18 protein-coding genes and 1 riboswitch are annotated in these 15079 nt (G+C 67.5%); of the genes, 8 read left to right on the top strand and 10 right to left on the bottom strand.

What is annotated here, in order from left to right; translation table 11 throughout:
* Positions 1-28: 28 nt before the first annotated feature.
* The 3 genes from AB0366_RS09415 to AB0366_RS09405 form a co-directional block, all read right to left on the bottom strand.
* A complete protein-coding gene (locus tag AB0366_RS09415; protein ID WP_366243851.1) occupies positions 29-1315 on the bottom strand; it encodes an LCP family protein in 1287 nt (428 codons plus the stop codon).
* A gap of 358 nt (positions 1316-1673) precedes the next feature.
* On the bottom strand, positions 1674-2462 hold the full coding sequence (locus AB0366_RS09410; RefSeq protein WP_230596888.1) for a type II CAAX endopeptidase family protein: 789 nt from the start codon (positions 2460-2462) through the stop codon (positions 1674-1676).
* A gap of 55 nt (positions 2463-2517) precedes the next feature.
* Positions 2518-3288, bottom strand: coding sequence for a DUF2470 domain-containing protein (locus AB0366_RS09405; protein WP_366243610.1), 771 nt, complete (start codon positions 3286-3288; stop codon positions 2518-2520).
* A gap of 197 nt (positions 3289-3485) precedes the next feature.
* Here AB0366_RS09405 and AB0366_RS09400 point away from each other — a divergent pair, with 197 nt between their 5' ends.
* From AB0366_RS09400 to AB0366_RS09390, 3 genes are read left to right on the top strand one after another with little or no spacing between them, the layout of a single operon-like run.
* The gene (locus tag AB0366_RS09400; RefSeq protein ID WP_366243609.1) at positions 3486-4208 is read left to right on the top strand and encodes a hypothetical protein; all 723 of its coding nucleotides are present in this window, start codon (positions 3486-3488) and stop codon (positions 4206-4208) included.
* 9 nt (positions 4209-4217) lie between these two features.
* Positions 4218-5150, top strand: a complete 933-nt coding sequence (gene pheA, locus AB0366_RS09395; RefSeq protein WP_366243608.1) for a prephenate dehydratase — start codon at positions 4218-4220, stop codon at positions 5148-5150.
* The gene (locus AB0366_RS09390; RefSeq protein WP_366243607.1) at positions 5147-5812 is read left to right on the top strand and encodes a histidine phosphatase family protein; all 666 of its coding nucleotides are present in this window, start codon (positions 5147-5149) and stop codon (positions 5810-5812) included. The genes pheA and AB0366_RS09390 overlap by 4 nt, the downstream gene beginning before the upstream one ends.
* On the opposite strand, the gene AB0366_RS09385 is transcribed toward AB0366_RS09390, so the two are convergent.
* The 4 genes from AB0366_RS09385 to AB0366_RS09370 all read right to left on the bottom strand — a co-directional run bounded on the left by AB0366_RS09385 (position 5809) and on the right by AB0366_RS09370 (position 8844).
* Entirely contained in the window at positions 5809-6633 is an 825-nt protein-coding gene (locus tag AB0366_RS09385; RefSeq protein WP_366243606.1) for an ESX secretion-associated protein EspG, read from the bottom strand. The genes AB0366_RS09390 and AB0366_RS09385 overlap by 4 nt on opposite strands.
* The gene (locus AB0366_RS09380) at positions 6630-7814 is read right to left on the bottom strand and encodes a PPE domain-containing protein (protein WP_366243605.1); all 1185 of its coding nucleotides are present in this window, start codon (positions 7812-7814) and stop codon (positions 6630-6632) included. The genes AB0366_RS09385 and AB0366_RS09380 overlap by 4 nt, the downstream gene beginning before the upstream one ends.
* A 63-nt stretch (positions 7815-7877) precedes the next feature.
* Positions 7878-8189 (bottom strand): PE family protein, encoded by a 312-nt coding sequence (locus AB0366_RS09375; RefSeq protein ID WP_037186570.1) that lies wholly within the window; start codon positions 8187-8189, stop codon positions 7878-7880.
* Positions 8190-8277: 88 nt separating this feature from the next.
* On the bottom strand, positions 8278-8844 hold the full coding sequence (locus tag AB0366_RS09370; protein WP_366243604.1) for a histidine phosphatase family protein: 567 nt from the start codon (positions 8842-8844) through the stop codon (positions 8278-8280).
* Positions 8845-8944: 100 nt separating this feature from the next.
* Positions 8945-9020, top strand: a riboswitch (cobalamin riboswitch).
* A gap of 69 nt (positions 9021-9089) precedes the next feature.
* Between AB0366_RS09370 and AB0366_RS09365 the strand changes: the two genes are divergently transcribed.
* Together AB0366_RS09365 and AB0366_RS09360 are read left to right on the top strand one after the other, a co-directional pair.
* A complete protein-coding gene (locus tag AB0366_RS09365) occupies positions 9090-9284 on the top strand; it encodes a CbtB domain-containing protein (RefSeq protein ID WP_032396459.1) in 195 nt (64 codons plus the stop codon).
* Complete coding sequence (locus AB0366_RS09360) at positions 9275-10075, top strand: CbtA family protein (RefSeq protein ID WP_366243603.1); 801 nt, start codon at positions 9275-9277, stop codon at positions 10073-10075. Before AB0366_RS09365 ends, AB0366_RS09360 begins: the two co-directional genes overlap by 10 nt.
* Before the next feature lie 170 nt (positions 10076-10245).
* On the opposite strand, the gene AB0366_RS09355 is transcribed toward AB0366_RS09360, so the two are convergent.
* Together AB0366_RS09355 and AB0366_RS09350 are read right to left on the bottom strand one after the other, a co-directional pair.
* Positions 10246-10578: a metallopeptidase family protein gene (locus tag AB0366_RS09355; RefSeq protein WP_082073870.1), complete on the bottom strand. Its 333-nt coding sequence runs from the start codon at positions 10576-10578 to the stop codon at positions 10246-10248.
* A 13-nt stretch (positions 10579-10591) separates the two neighbouring features.
* Positions 10592-11677, bottom strand: a complete 1086-nt coding sequence (locus AB0366_RS09350) for a septum formation family protein (protein WP_366243602.1) — start codon at positions 11675-11677, stop codon at positions 10592-10594.
* A gap of 34 nt (positions 11678-11711) precedes the next feature.
* Here AB0366_RS09350 and AB0366_RS09345 point away from each other — a divergent pair, with 34 nt between their 5' ends.
* Both AB0366_RS09345 and serS read left to right on the top strand, forming a co-directional pair.
* Positions 11712-12104, top strand: a complete 393-nt coding sequence (locus AB0366_RS09345) for an ankyrin repeat domain-containing protein (protein ID WP_121871792.1) — start codon at positions 11712-11714, stop codon at positions 12102-12104.
* An 11-nt stretch (positions 12105-12115) separates the two neighbouring features.
* On the top strand, positions 12116-13369 hold the full coding sequence (gene serS, locus AB0366_RS09340) for a serine--tRNA ligase (protein ID WP_121871793.1): 1254 nt from the start codon (positions 12116-12118) through the stop codon (positions 13367-13369).
* A 10-nt stretch (positions 13370-13379) separates the two neighbouring features.
* Here serS and AB0366_RS09335 read toward each other — a convergent pair whose 3' ends face one another.
* Positions 13380-14249: a hypothetical protein gene (locus tag AB0366_RS09335; RefSeq protein ID WP_366243601.1), complete on the bottom strand. Its 870-nt coding sequence runs from the start codon at positions 14247-14249 to the stop codon at positions 13380-13382.
* 86 nt (positions 14250-14335) lie between these two features.
* Here AB0366_RS09335 and AB0366_RS09330 point away from each other — a divergent pair, with 86 nt between their 5' ends.
* Positions 14336-15076, top strand: coding sequence for a lysophospholipid acyltransferase family protein (locus AB0366_RS09330; protein WP_366243600.1), 741 nt, complete (start codon positions 14336-14338; stop codon positions 15074-15076).
* The last annotated feature ends 3 nt before the right edge of the window (positions 15077-15079 follow it).

Raw genomic sequence — 15079 nt, 5'->3', positions numbered from 1 at the left:
TCCACAACCTACCGTTGTGCTGTGGCCCTCAGGGGCCGCCGGTCAGCAGTTCCGGCGGGATCTCGCGATCCTGCGCGATGGCGTCGAAGAATGCCGGAGCGCGAGTGTCGTCCCACAGCAGCACGTTTCCGACGTCGGAGTCCTGGAATCCGCCGACGGGCACCGTTGTGGTCACCGGACCGCTGCGCATCGCCCAGGCCAACGCGGCGAGGTTCCAGATGTGATCTCCCTCGTCGACGCTCAACGACGACGCGGTGTCGGACACCAGCGGCCACAACCGCAGTGGGTTGAGGAAAGTCGAAGCGCTGGTTGCCTTTTCCAGGAGGGCAGACATGAACGCGCGTTGGTTGTTCATGCGGTCGATGTCGGCCAGTGCCGTCGCGCGGGATCGCACGAATCCGAGCGCCTCGGCTCCGGTGAGATCCTGGCAGCCGGCGGCGATGTTGATGCCCGCCAACGGATCGTCGATCGCATTCTGCACGCACACGTTGACTCCGCCGACCGCGTCGACGATCCCGGCGAAGCCGCCGAATCCGATCTCGGCGTAATGATCGATGTGCACACCGGTTGCACCCTCGACCGTCTGTACCAGCAGTGGTGGCCCGCCGAATGCGAAGGCCGCGTTGAGCTTGTCCTGGCCGTTGCCCGGAATCGACACGTACGAGTCGCGCGGCAGGCTGACCATTGTGGGCGCACCGCTGCCCTCGGGGATGTGGATCAGGATGATCGTGTCGGTGCGGCTCGGGCCCACCTCGCCGCCGGTCGCGAGCGAGGCTTCCTGCTCCGGCGTCAGGCCGGCTCGCGAATCCGACCCGACGAGAAGCCAGTTGGTGCCGGGGGTGTCGCCGATGCGCCCGGGGTACGAGGTGAGGGCGTCCACGCGCGTCAACGAGCTGTCGACGTAGTAGACGACACCGCCGATGCCCAGCACGAGAACGAGCAACACGATCAGGAAGCGTCGCCCCCAGCGTCTGCGCTTGCGTGGCTTCGCGACCTTCGCCGGCCGAGAATCACGTTGTGGCCGAGCAGGTTCGGGGCGGCGCAGGGCTCGCTGTGCGGGTGCCGCCGGTTGCCTGCGCTCCTCGGTGAACGGCTCCGGCTGCTGACGCGGCGCATACCCGGTGCGACCCGGTGGATCGTCCTGGGAACGTGAGTACTGACGCGTCGAATTCGGAGGATCCGACTGTGCTGGATACGACTGTGCCGATCGGGGTTCGGGTGCCTGCGACCAGGCCTGCTGAGGGCTGTGCCGCGGGAGTGGTGCCGGCCGAGGTGGCCCCTCCGGCCTGGGTGTGGGGCGGCCGTCGCGTCGGATGAACTCGGTGCCCTCCGGTGGCGGCTGGCCCGGACGATACACACGTGGGGGCGGCTGTTGGCCGGGCGGCGGGCGGTTGGGCCGCGGCGGGGGCGGCTGGTGACCGGGTGGCTGCTGACGGGGCCGTGGTGGACCCGGTGGCTGCTGCGGGGATGGACCTGCGGCGCGACCGGGTTGGGGCCGGGGCGCGGGATCGGGACGACCGTGCCGGCCGGGTGGCGTGCGGTCCGGAGGCGGCGTTCGACCGGGAGGCGGCGTGCGCCGGTCCGGCGCGCCGTGCCGTCCGTAGCGATCGTCGTCGTTCACGGATCGACTGTAACCGTCGTCGCGGAAACAGCGGTCTTCCTCGACGTCCGATTCACGGGAGCCACGACAGATGTTCGCGCAGGAGGGCGTAACCGACGAAGGCGACGATGTCGATCAGAGCGTGCGCGATCAGCAGTGGCCACAGTCTGCCGGTGCGCTGCCAGTAGCGGCCGAACACCAGACCCATGAGGAAGTTTCCGACTCCACCGCCCACGCCTTGATAGAAGTGATAGCTGCCGCGCAGCAGCGACGAGCACAGCAGGGAGGCGTTCTCGCTCAGACCGAGTCTGCGCAGGCGAGAGATCAGGTACGCCACGACGATGATCTCCTCGGCACCGGAGTTGGCCAGCGCGTACAGAATCAATGCCGGGACGCGCCACCAGTGGTCGTCGAGGGCGCTGGGAACGACGTTCAGATTGAATCCGAGAGCATTGCCCACCAGATACAGCGCCAGGCCGGGCAGCCCGATCAGTGCGGCCAGTCCGACGCCGTGACCGAGGTCGATCTTCAGTCGCGGCCGGGCCAGCCCGATCGCTCGGGGTGCCAGATCGGCTCGCCACAGCAGATACAACCCCAGGGCACCCCAGGCGCACAGGCGCAGAATGCTCAGCAGCTGGAACAGCAGATCGATCAGGCTGAAGCTCGATCGCGACGAGTTCAGCGCCACGGTCTGATCGGACAGGGCAGCGGTCTGCAGCGCGTCCTCGACGAGCGAGAGGATGCTGCTCATACCGCTCAGGCCGAACGTCACCAGCAGGACGATCGCGATCTCGACCTTGATGGTGGTGCGTTCGCGGGCATCGGGCGGGGGAGCTGTGCTCGCGGGCGGCGGTGGCGTCAACCAGCTCTTGAAGTCGATCACCGCACGAGTCTGCCCTGTTTCGTGAGATCGGGGGTCAGCCGCGGGCGCGTAGTCCGTTCAGAAACGGGCAGCCGGCGAGAACGCGCAGCGCGCGACTGAGTGAGAGGACGTCCTCGACGGGCTCGGCGAATCCGAGCCGGACGTCGTTGTCGCCGCACTCGCCTTCGATTCGCAGCCGAATTCCGTAGCGATCGATGCCGAGCGGCCGGATTCGGCCCTGCCGCAGCGACGGCGGGAGGCGTCGGGCCAATTGGGCGAGCAGGTCCGGGTGGTCGGAGTCGAGGTGCTCGAGCCAGCTGGTCTCCATCTCCCAGAAGGGATCGGGTTCGGCGGCCAGCAGCGTGTCGATGTCGACCGGCTCCGCTCCGGTGCTGTCGGCGACCACGGCGGAGGTGACGATCAGCCGCATCAGCGAGGTGGTGTGGCCGACGTCGAGCAGAGCCGGATGCGGATGTTCGGCGGCTACCGCTCCGGCCATGGGCCGCATCAGCGATTCCGGGACCGGTCGCAGATCGCCGCGAAGCCACACCAACGATCGCACCGGTTCACGTAGGGCGAGCGGCGCGTGATCGGTGAGTTCGAGGACGGCGGGCGTTCCGGCACGGGAGGACTGCCAGGCGACCGCGCTGTGGAGGGAGTCGGTGGGGACGGCGATGATCATCTCCCCGTTGGGTCGCAGGTGGTGCAGGGATGTGATCACCGGGTCGCTGCCGTCGATGGCCAGGGCGGCGCCCTCGGCGCGCATGCAGGCACTGCGCACGCGTTCGGCAGTGGTCGGTCCGGTGGTGGTGGTTGCGCCGAGCATGGGTTCCTCCGATGCGATCGGTCAGACGAGTAGGTGAGGCAAACCTAAGTTAGCGCGGTGTGGCGAGGATCGCAAGGCCGTGCACAGGAGTGGAGCCCGCGGAACGACCCAGGCCACGGGAGTGGAGCCCGCGGAACGACGCAGACCACAGGAGTGGAGCCCGCGGAACGACCCAGGTTCGGGTCTACCGTGAAGGCGTGCCGATTCCGCTGACCCTCGGTGTGCCACACCGACCCGACCCGAACGCGCTCGTCCACGGACTGCTGCAGCCGATATGTGCCGACGCCCACTCGCTGGCCGTAGCCCCGCGTGGAGCCGAGTACGGACCGCCCGTCGTCCCGGCGTCGACCCTGCTCGCACTGTCCGAATCGGATGACCTCGGGCGCATCGTGGTGCACCTCGACATCGACCCCGACGAGCTCCGGGCAGGTCGGACCGGCGGCTACGAGGCCGTCCGGTTCGACGTCGATGCCCCGGCCGAGCACCTCGCCGATGCGCTCACGCTGCGGTTGCCCTCACCGCTGGTCGTCTTCCCGATGTTCGACGCGATCGACGTGGCAGAGACCGCGGAGGCCGTCGTCCTCGCCCACCGGACCCCGGGCATCAGCGTCGGCGACACCCCGCGGCGCATCGCCGACGTACTCGCGGTGGTCTCGCACGCCGATGTGGGCCTCGTCGCCCGCGCCGACTCCGGCGACGAGGTGCTTGCGATCCTTGCCGCGACGGTGGCGTCGCTGCGCGGAGACGACATCGCTGCGGCCCTCGCTGCTCCGAACGTTGCCGCATTGCGGGCCCTCATCCCCGAGGCCGCCGAGGCGGTGCGCGAGGTGCTGCTCGGAATCGAGATCGTCGACGCCGCCGGCGCCCGCGCCCGGCTCGTCGACGTCGGTTTGATCGCTTCGGGGACGTCGACAACGTAACCTCGAGGCGTGCCTCGCATCGCTTACTTCGGCCCATCGGGAACGTTCACGGAGATGGCGCTCGCGCAGTTCGAGAGGCTCGGAACCTTCGGCGCAGTCGGTCTCGACGGGGCGGTCGAGCGGGTGTCGGCGTCGAACCCGCCTGCAGCGCTCGAGGCGGTGCGATCGGGTGCGGCCGATGCGGCCGTGGTCCCCATCGAAAGCTCCATCGAGGGAGCAGTTCCGCCGACGCTCGACGCGTTGTCGGAGGGCCGCCGATTGCAGATCGTCGCCGAGACCGAGATCGAGGTGGCCTTCACCATTCTCGGTGGTCCCGGTGTCACCCTCGACTCGGCCCGCACGATCAGCGCTTATCCGATCGCGCTCAATCAGGTGCGCCAGTGGCTGCAGACCGCCATGCCCGACGCCGTGGTGCAGTCGGCGTCGTCCAATGCCGGTGCAGCAGAAGACGTTGCGGCCGGAATGGTCGATGCTGCGGTGTCGACCCGGCTCGCCGGTGAGCGCCTGAAGTTGCCACAGTTGGCCGACGGGATCATCGACGTGGAGGGCGCGCGGACTCGCTTCGTGCTGGTGACCGCGCCGCAATCGGTGCCTGCGCGCACCGGAGCCGACCGCACCTCGGTGGTACTCGAGCCGCCGAACGATCCAGGCACGTTGCCGGCGGCGCTGGCCGAGTTCGGAATTCGCAACATCGACCTGACCTTCATCGAATCACGTCCCACCCGTTCACGATTCGGAACGTACAGGTTCTTCATCGACTGCGCCGGGCACATCGACGACCCGCTCGTCGCGGAGATGCTGGCCGCATTCCACCGCAAGATGCCTCTGCGGTTCCTCGGATCCTGGCCCACCGCAACAGGAACGGGTGGTTCGGTGCCGCCGCCGATCGACGAGCACGTGCAGTGGGTCGCAGACGTTCGTGCCGGACGCGGTGATCTGTGATGGGCAAACTGATACTGGTCCGGCACGGCCAGACGACAGCCAACGTCGCGAAGATACTGGACACCTCACCGCCGGGAGCCGAGCTCACCGAGCTGGGGCACCAGCAGGCCGAGGCCTATGCGCAGACCTGGATCGGACGCCCGCCCGCGGTGCTGGTGTCCTCGATTGCGTTGCGCGCCAAGCAGACTGCCGGCTACATCGAGCGAGCGGCCGGGGTTCCCCTGCTGGTCACCGAAGGGATTCACGAGACCTTCGCAGGAGATCTGGAGGACCGCGACGACCCGGATGCGCACCGCGAGTTCACCGAGATCTTCAGCCGCTGGCACGCCGGAGATCTGGCGGCGACCGTACCCGGAGGCGATAGCGGACATTCGGTGTTGGAGCGCTACGTCCCGGTGCTCGACAGTCTCCGTACGCAGTACCTGGGTGACGACACCGCAGGCGACGTCGTGGTCGTCAGTCACGGTGCCGCAATCCGACTGGTGGCGGCGGTACTGGCCGGCGTCGAGGGCACGTTCGCGGCCGACAACCACCTCGACAACACCCACACCGTCGAGCTGCTGCCGCTATCCGACGGAGGATGGTCCTGCGTCAAATGGGGCACGTTCCTGCCACCGTTCGAGGGCAAGGGCAGCAAGAAGGCCGACAACCCGATCAGCTAGCGGAGATGCTGACCGGCCGATGCGATCAGCTCGGCCAGGGCAGCAGTCACTCTGCGATCCGTTGCGCCCGTCAGTGAGCTCCACGACGTGCCGTCGGCGGCGAGGGTGGAGGTGGCGACGATGCGTCCGGCTCGGGTGTCGAACAGCGCGACGGGTCTGCCGGCCACGTGGCGGGTGCCGTGCCTGCGGGCGACGGCCGTGATCTCGGTTCTGCCGGCGCAGGTGGCCATCGCCGACGCCACAGCCGCAGCGCGGTCGTCCGCTATGCCGATGCCGCGGAGCCGAGATGCGGTTGCTCCGACGTCGGTCGGTGCCGCATCGAGTGCTTCGGCCAGCAGATCGGTTGGCGCATTGATGCTGCCCGGGTCGAACGACGCGGCCGAGCCGATCGACACCGCGAGGTCTCGCGCCGGATCACCGTCGACGGCGCGGACGGTGATCACGTCGTCCCGCCGCACCGCGGACACCGTCAACCGATCGTCGGATGCGACGCAGATCCGAGTTGCCGGAACGGGCTCGGCGCTCTCGACGTCGAATACGCGGACCGAGACGTACCAGTGCGGTTGTTCGAGCACTCGCAGCCACTGACGAAGATCCTCGTGGACGCCGCCGTCGGACAACAGCCCGGCCGACTCGAGGGCGCGGCGGCCACGTTCCAGCGCGGAATCCCGTGCAGCAGCGTCGTCGAAGCGCGGGAACACATTCATGACGACGGGCAGCTCGGCGATCGACAGCTCGTCGACCAGGAAGTCCATCTCGTCCACACCGAGTGAGGCGATCGGCAATGTGTGGCCCACCGGCGCGGTTCCCAAGTCGATCAACGGCCGTTCCCGCTGGTGTCCGGCTGCGTGGTGTGGGGCAGGGTCGGATCCGCGCCGATCACGGACGGCGCAACGGTGCGGCCGTCCGCGAAGTGCTCGAACTGCTTGAGGTAGTCCGGGGTCTCGTGTTCGTCGTCCTCGGCCTGCCCGCGCGTGCCGGAGGCCGGAGCACCGGCCGCGCCCGTCCCTCGCTGAGCGACGCCGCCATCGGCCGAGGCGGGTGCGCCGAACGCGGTCGGACCGCTCTGGCCTGCACCGGCCGGCATCGAGCCACCACCTGCGGGACCCAACGCGGAACCGGGCATTCCGACGCCACCGCCGAGCCCGCCTGCTCCACCTGACCCGCCGCCGAACGACACCGGACGCGTGGATGCCGGACCGACGGCGGGGGATGCCGAACCTCCGGGTGCGAATCCACCACCGGTGCCGACGCCACCGGACAGTGCACTCGACCCGATGTTGGACGCAGCGGTGGCGACGGTCGAGACGCCCGTACTGGCAATCGAGGTGGCGGCACTACCGATCTGACCTGCCGCCGCAGCGACGCCGGGGTTCTGGGTTGCGGCCATCAAACCGCCGATCGCGGCCTGAACCGGAGATGTCATCAGCGCGCCGTTCGCGAATTTGCCGAGGCCGCTCCCGGAATCGGAGACGATGGCCGGCGGCTGATCGAACGTGGTCTTGACGATGCGGTGCGAGGAGACCAGCTCGAAGCCCTCCATCACCATCGCGGCGCGGATGTCGAGCAGTCGGTCGGCCACCTCGGCTGCCTCGTAGCTGCCGTTCATCACGCCACCGGTCGAGGCTGCGGCGACCTTGGCGGCCTGCACGGCTCCGATTTCGACGAGCGAGGGCATGGTCGCCAACGCGACACCGTAGGAGGTTCCTGCGGCGGGGGCCTCGACCGAGAGCGCCGCCGCCTTGACTGCCGTGGCGGCGGTCCAGGTCGCGAAACGGCCCAGCGCAGCCTGAGCGAGCAGCGCCGACTCTCCTTCCCAGCCTGCGGTCAGAGCCGCGGTGACGGCGGCGATACTCGCCGATGCCTCGGTGAACGCCGCGGCGACCGACCCCCACGCCCCACCGGCGACGTGCAACGGCACCGGTCCTGGCCCGAGCAATCGCGTCGAGTTTCCCGTCGCCGTGCGTGGCAGCCACACCACACCTGTCACTCCGAGCGTCATCCTCAAGCCCCCATGATGTTCGAGCGTTGTGTCGATTTTTCTGCTGCGGTCGAGTTCGGTGCGTCAGATGCCGGGTAGGCCAGGTAGGCCCCCGGCCGTGTCGTCATCGGTGGCCACATAGTCCGCGGCCTGTTTCCGCAGTTCCTCGGCCGCCCGGTGCAACTCCGAAATACCCTGCGCTGCAGCAGGTCCGAAGGTCTCGGCCGCGGTACCGAAGAATCGCTCGGTCAGCAGCGACACCTCGTCGGTGCCGGGCGGCAGTGGTCGCACGGGAATTGCCGTCGCAGTGACGGCCGCCTGCAAGCGAGCGGCGACCGCATCGAGCTCCGAAGCAGCCAGCTGCAGTGCCACCGGATCCACCTTGATGACGGTCATGAGCCACGCCCCCTGATCGAAGAACTTTGCGCTGTCGGTAGGTAGGACGCCGCCGTGTTCGGTTTGGTTCCCTCGACGCGAGAAAAATTCAGACGAACTTCTGCGCCACCGAGCCGACGGTCCACACGCCGCCGCGACGGCTGACTGCCGTGCGCGTGAGCGGGGAGACGTCGATGCGCCAGAACGAGGACACCGGGGCCGCCAACACCAGTACCACCGCGGCTCGGACGACGGCCGGAGAGGTCACCGCCAGCGTGCGGCCGGGCGTGGATCCGACAGTGCTCAGCCACGTCTCGACGCGGGAGAACAACGCGTCGAGGGATTCGCCACCCGGTGGAACGAACGCCGGATCGCCAAGCCAGGCCAGCGCGTCGGCGTCGGGCAGATCGGTCATCTCGAGGCCGGACCACCGGCCGTAATCGATGTCGGCCAACCCGGGTTCGACCGAGATATCCGAGCCGAAGATGCGGGCAGTGGATATCGAGCGGGTTTCCGGGCCGGACAGGACGCGGTCGACGCGGGGAATGTCGGTCACCGCAGCAAGGTCCTGCAGCCCCGCGTCGTCGAGTGGTTCGTCTTCGGGGAATCGGCCGGTGCGCATCGCGGCGGTTCTGGCGTGGCTCACCAGGATCAGTCGGGTCACGGGCGCAGACACCGTGCCATTGTGGCACCGAGCTGCGGGAGGTCAGGACAGCGATTGACACAGCGTCGCGTTCGGTGCCACAGTTCGCAGGTTAGACGCGATGTACGCAGGTAATCCGGTGAAAATCCGGAGCGGTTGCGCCACTGTGATCGACGTCGGGCAGATGTCCGAATTCGAGAGTCAGAAAACTCGTTCATCGCATGGCCGTCCCCGTTTTTCGAGCGGGGACTACGGGACGCATATCCCAGGAGGACACCATGGCAATCATTCACGCACCCAGTAATACGACGGAGTCGGCTGCCCTTGCCGTCATCGTCGCCGCAACGATCCTGCTCGCCTTCGTCGTGCTCTACCTGGTCGGCTTCGATCAGGGCGCGATCTCCCGCAGTGGCATGTACATGCACGAACTGATGCACGACGGCCGCCACCTGCTGGGCCTGCCATGCCACTGACCGATACCCACGGCCCGACGCTGCAGGGCACCTTCGTCCAACTACTGGTGCGAGGTCTGCTCGCCGGACTCGTCGCCGGGCTGCTCGCCGGAGCCGTCGCCTTCGTCGTCGGTGAGCCGCACATCGATTCGGCCATCGCCATCGAAGAAGCAGCCGGAGCCGATCACGCTGGAGCCGATCACACCGAGGCCACCCCTGCCGCGCATTCGCACGGAGACGAGGCGCTCGTCAGTCGGGACGGACAACGCGTCGGACTGTTCCTCGCCACCGGCCTCGCAGGCCTGGCACTCGGTGCGATCTTAGCCTCGGCACTGCACTACGGGCGACGCTTCAGCTCGCTCCCCGGATCGGTACTCGCCCTCGTCGGGGCCGGTGCCGGATGGTTGGCCATCGAAGTGGTGCCCTTCTTCAAGTACCCGGCCAATCCACCGGCCGTCGGAGATCCGGAGACCATCACCGAGCGCACGTGGCTGTGGTTGGCGTCGGTGATTCTGGGTCTGCTGGCCGTCGCAGTGGGAATCTATGTGGCGAAGGTGGTGGCATCGCACACCTCGGTGGCGATTCGCGTCGGCGCGCCGCTGCTGGCGTTCCTGCTTGTGGTCGGCATCGGTTACGCGCTGCTGCCCACCGTGAACGAGGTGGGCGTGGACTTCCCGGCAACCCTGCTCTGGGAATTCCGACTGTCGTCCCTGGCCACCCAGGCGACGCTGTGGCTTGCCCTGGGATTGGGATTCGCATTCCTCACCGACCGCGCAGTGCGCCCGATCCGCCGGGACCGCGTCGCGGCGTAGTCCGATTCTGCGTCAATGGACCATTGCACTGCCGAGACGTGTGCAAAGCGCCATCGACGCGGTATGGCCGCTCCGGCCGGTGCGGGTGGATGGACCATTGCACTGCCGAGACGTATGCAATGGTCCATTCACGCGTCCGGGGGGGGTGAGCGGGGGACGAGCGGGTGCGCTCAGCCGAATCCGAGTTGATGCAGTCGCTCGTCGTCGATGCCGAAGTGATGTCCGATTTCGTGGGCGACGGTGATCGCAATTTCCCGTCGAGCCTCGTTTTCGTCGTCGACCATCTCGAGGATCGGTTTGCGGTAGATGGTGATGACGTCCGGTAGGTGCCCGCTGTACTCGTAGCGTTCGGTGAGCGCGATGCCCTCGTACAACCCGAGGATGTCCTCGGTGGGGTGTTCCTCCTCGACGAGAACGACCACGTTGTTCATGAAGTCGGTGAGCTCACGCGGCAGGGTGTCGAGGGCGTCGGACACGGCTTCTTCGAAGTCGACGCGGGTCATGTGGGTGGGAATGTCACCCTCCGGTGGTGATCGGTGCGGCACCGGGCAGCGGTGTCGGCAGGGCGCGGCCGTCGGGTGCGGAGGGCGGCGGGACGGGAGCTGCACCGTTGATGAGGATGTCGCCCTTGGCGGTGCCGACGATGGTCGCGAAACCGCCGGAATCGAGTTCGGCACCCACCGAGCACGTCACCTGGCGACTTCCGGCGAGCCAGCTCGCGACGTCGATGGTGTCCCAGAACAGGGTGAGCGTCTTGTCTCGCAGTGCGGTGTCCGAGCCGAGGTAGCCGTTGACGGCGTCGGTGCACGTGCCTTCCAGATATGCGTCCTGATCGCCCTCGGACGGGTGTCCGCCGGGGAACTGCTGCGTCAGGTTGATCACCGACGCCACCTCGTACGCGTGCGGTGCCGAGCAGTCCACCGGATCGGCCGGCACGTTCTGGTTGATGCCGACGCAGGTGCCGGTGGGCCAGACCTTCGACTGGTCCTGGTCGAGAATCGAGCCGGTCATCTCCATCAGTGCGCCGGTGTTCGACGGCATCTGCACCCCGCAGCGCAGCGTCCGCTCACCCTTGGCCCACCCGGCCTGGCTGGGGAACATCAGCCCGACGCCGAACCGCCCGTTGGGATCGAACTTGGCTCCGACGTAGTCGTCGACGGCCGCCGCGCAGTGTTCGTCGCGCAATTCGCTGAACCGAATGGATCCGGGATACGGCGAGCCCGGTCCGAATTCGACGCCGGGGTAGACGCTCATGTCGATGTCGCGAGCCACCTCGAAGCGGTGGGGATCGGCGCACGATACTTCGGCGAGATCCTGTCGGTCCGTCTCCGGATCGTCGGTGGGCGTCCACTGCAGGCATGCGCCCGGATCGGCCGCACCGAAGGAGGACGCCGAAACTGGCCCATCGGTCGCGGGCCCACTGGCCGTCGCATGGGTGGTGATCTTCTCGGGCGTCGAGAACCCGTCGGAGAGAAAAACCGTCGCCCCCGCGGCCAGCACCGCACCGACCGCAACCATGGCGAGCCCACGTCGAGCTGTGGTTGCAGACAGTGTTCGCCGAGACTTCTCGCTCGGCGGGGAGTCTGTTTCGTATCCGGACATCGCCCTCCATCATGCCCGAGTATGTTCGGTCCTCATGAGCGACCCAACAGGTGACGACGACCTCAGCGAGCTCGCCGGCCGACTGTTCGCGATGGCCCGCACCGGTGACGCGGCCGCTCTGGCGAGTTACGTCGACGCCGGTGTTCCGGTGAATCTGCACAACGAATCGGGCGACACGCTGGTCATGCTCGCCGCCTACCACGGGCACGCCGACGCGGTGCGGGTGCTGGTCGAGCGCGGTGCCGATGTGAACAAGCCCAACGACAAAGGGCAGACCCCACTCGCGGGCGCGGTCTTCAAAGGTGAGGACGACGTGGTGCGCGTGCTCGTCGACGGTGGAGCCGATCCGCACGGCGGCCACCCGTCGGCAATCGATGCCGCCACGATGTTCGGACGCGAGGACTACCTGGGGTTGCTCGGCAAGTAAGGTTCCCTCTCGTGATCGACCTGAAATTCCTTCGCGAGAATCCCGATGCAGTGCGCGCCTCGCAGCGCACCCGAGGCGAGGACCCCGCTCTCGTCGACGCACTTCTCGATGCCGACGCATCCCGCCGGGCCGCGGTTCTGGCCGGCGATCAGCTGCGTGCCGAGCAGAAGGCGTTGGGAAAGCAGGTCGGCAAGGCTTCCGCCGAGGACCGTCCGGGTCTGCTCGCCGGAGCATCGGAGCTGGCTGCCAAAGTGAAGGCGGCCCAGGCTGCCGAAGCCGAGGCCGACGCGGCTCTCGACACCGCCCACCGCGCGATCTCCAACATCGTTCAGGACGGCACGCCCGCAGGCGGCGAGGACGATTTCGTGCTGCTCGAGACCGTCGGGCAGATCCCGGAGTTCGATTTCGAGCCCAAGGATCATCTCGAGCTCGGTGAGTCGCTGAATCTGATCGACATGGAACGCGGAGCCAAGGTCTCGGGTTCGCGCTTCTATTTCATGACCGGCTACGGCGCATTGCTGCAGCAGGGATTGCTGCAGCTCGCCGCGCAGAAGGCCGTCAAGAACGGGTTCACCATGATGATCCCGCCGGTGCTGGTGCGGCCGGAGATCATGTCGGGAACCGGATTCCTCGGCGCACACGCAGACGAGATCTACCGCCTCGAAGCCGACGATCTCTACCTCGTCGGAACCTCGGAAGTTGCCCTCGCGGGCTACCACTCGGGCGAGATCATCGACCTCGCCGACGGCCCCAAGCGGTACGCCGGATGGTCATCGTGCTTCCGCCGCGAAGCGGGCAGCTACGGCAAGGACACCCGCGGCATCATCCGAGTGCACCAGTTCGACAAGATCGAGATGTTTTCCTACATCAAGCCCGAGGACGCAGCCGCCGAACACCAGAAGCTGCTCGAGTACGAGAAGGAGATGCTCGCAGCCGTCGAGTTGCCCTACCGCGTCATCGACACCGCAGGCGGCGACCTCGGCTCCTCGGCCGCTCGCAAATTCGATTGCGAGGCATGGGTTCCCACCCAGCAGGCCTACCGCGAGCTGACCTCGACCTCGAACTGCACGACCTTCCAGGCCCGACGCCTCGGCGTGCGCTACCGCGACGAGAACGGCAAGCCGCAGACCGCAGCGACCCTCAACGGAACCCTCGCCACCACCCGCTGGATCGTCGCGATCCTCGAAAACCACCAGCAGGCCGACGGCACCGTCCGCGTCCCCGAGGCGCTGGTGCCCTTCGTCGGGACGGATGTTCTGCGCTAGTTGGGTCGGCTCAGGCGATGTCTCCGATGCAGTAACCCTCGCCGCCGATGGTCAGCACGAACGTTCGGTTCTGGTACACCCCGGCTGCGTCGATGATGTCTGCGTTGACCTGGGTGTAGATGCCGTTCTGCCCGGTGACGAACACGCTGTCGGGATCGAACGAGGTGATGCCGGGCAGGATGTTCGGATTCTCCACCAACGGCGGGACAGTGGGAACGCCGGTGCCGATGGCATCCCAGGTCTGACGGCCGTCACACACCAGTGGGTACGCCTCTTCCACATCGCTGGGGTTGACCGGAATTCCGGCGAGACGCCCCAGGTAGCGATCGACGGTGTAGACCGCGTCCGCCGCGTCGAACACGGGGGCGGTGCCGGTGGGGTAGACGGTAGGGCACGCGTAACCGGAGGCGATCTCACTGCGCTTCACGCTGACCGTCGCGGTGGGCCCGGTCCACGTCACCGCGTACTGGCCGTCGACGCCGGGGGCGGCAACGGCAGCGAGGATGGCCTCGGGGTCGACGTACATGGTCGGAATGTCGGTGGGCGGAACCGTCCAGCACCGCGCCGTGACGACGCCGATTCCGCCGCCGGTGAGGTCGCCCACGAACGGTCGCAGCGCCATCGCGGCATCGGGGTTACCGGGAACCTCGCCGACGGGTGGGCCGGGCGGAATCGGTGGGGGCGTGGTGGTGGTCGCGGGGGCCGTGGTCGGAGTCGTCGTCGACGTCGTTGCCTCGGGGGTGTTGCTCGTCGCCCCGGATTGTTCGGACGGCAGTCCGACTGCGGAATCGCAGGCCCCCACCAGGGTGAGCGTTGCGATCAGCGGCAGCGCGGTTCGGACGACCCTGGTCCGCCGTGGTGATGCCGCACTGTTCTTCACTTCGTTTCTCCCCCGTTGCTTTCGACCGGACCTGTCATCTCCCGGACCTTTTCTCCGGCATCGTCCACCGACTACGCTAACGGACTGTGGAACCCGTCTACCGATCAGTCATCGGCATCGCTCGTGCAGTGTTCGCGTTCGAGGGCCTGAAATTCGACGTCGAGGGCGAGGAACACATCCCTGCCACCGGCGGAGCCGTCATCGCCGTCAACCACACCGGATACATGGACTTCACCTACGCCGGGCTACCGCCGCGACGGGTGAAGCGCTACATCCGGTTCATGGCGAAGAAGGAAGTCTTCGACAACAAGATCTCCGGCCCGATCATGCGTGCGCTGCGGCACATCCCCGTCGATCGTGGAGCAGGCGCTGAGTCGTACAAGTCGGCCGTGGAGAGCCTGCGCAACGGCGAGCTCGTGGGCGTGTACCCGGAGGCGACCATCAGCCGCAGCTTCGAGATCAAGGAATTCAAGTCCGGCGCAGCGCGCATGGCCATCGAGGCAGGCGTGCCGATCATCCCGACGGTCATCTGGGGTGCGCAGCGCGTGTGGACGAAGGGATACCCGAAACGGTTGGGCCGCACCAACACTCCCATCTCGATCGCGGTCGGTGAGCCGTTGCCGCCGGTCGGTCCGCCGAACGAGCTGACCGAGAAACTGCGGACAGTGATGCAGAAGATGCTGCTGGAACTGCAGGAGAGCTACCACCACGAGCCGGGCGCGTACTGGGTTCCGGCACGATTGGGCGGCAGCGCACCGACCCTCGAAGAAGCAGACAAGCTCGACGCCCAGGACCTCGCGGCACGTGCGGCCAAGCGGGCCGAGTAGAGC

It is taken from the genome of Rhodococcus sp. NPDC076796 (genome assembly GCF_040702765.1).
GTDB lineage: Bacteria > Actinomycetota > Actinomycetes > Mycobacteriales > Mycobacteriaceae > Rhodococcoides.
The sequence above is the reverse complement of the archived record's forward strand: the minus strand, read 5'-3'. Positions and strand labels throughout refer to the sequence as shown.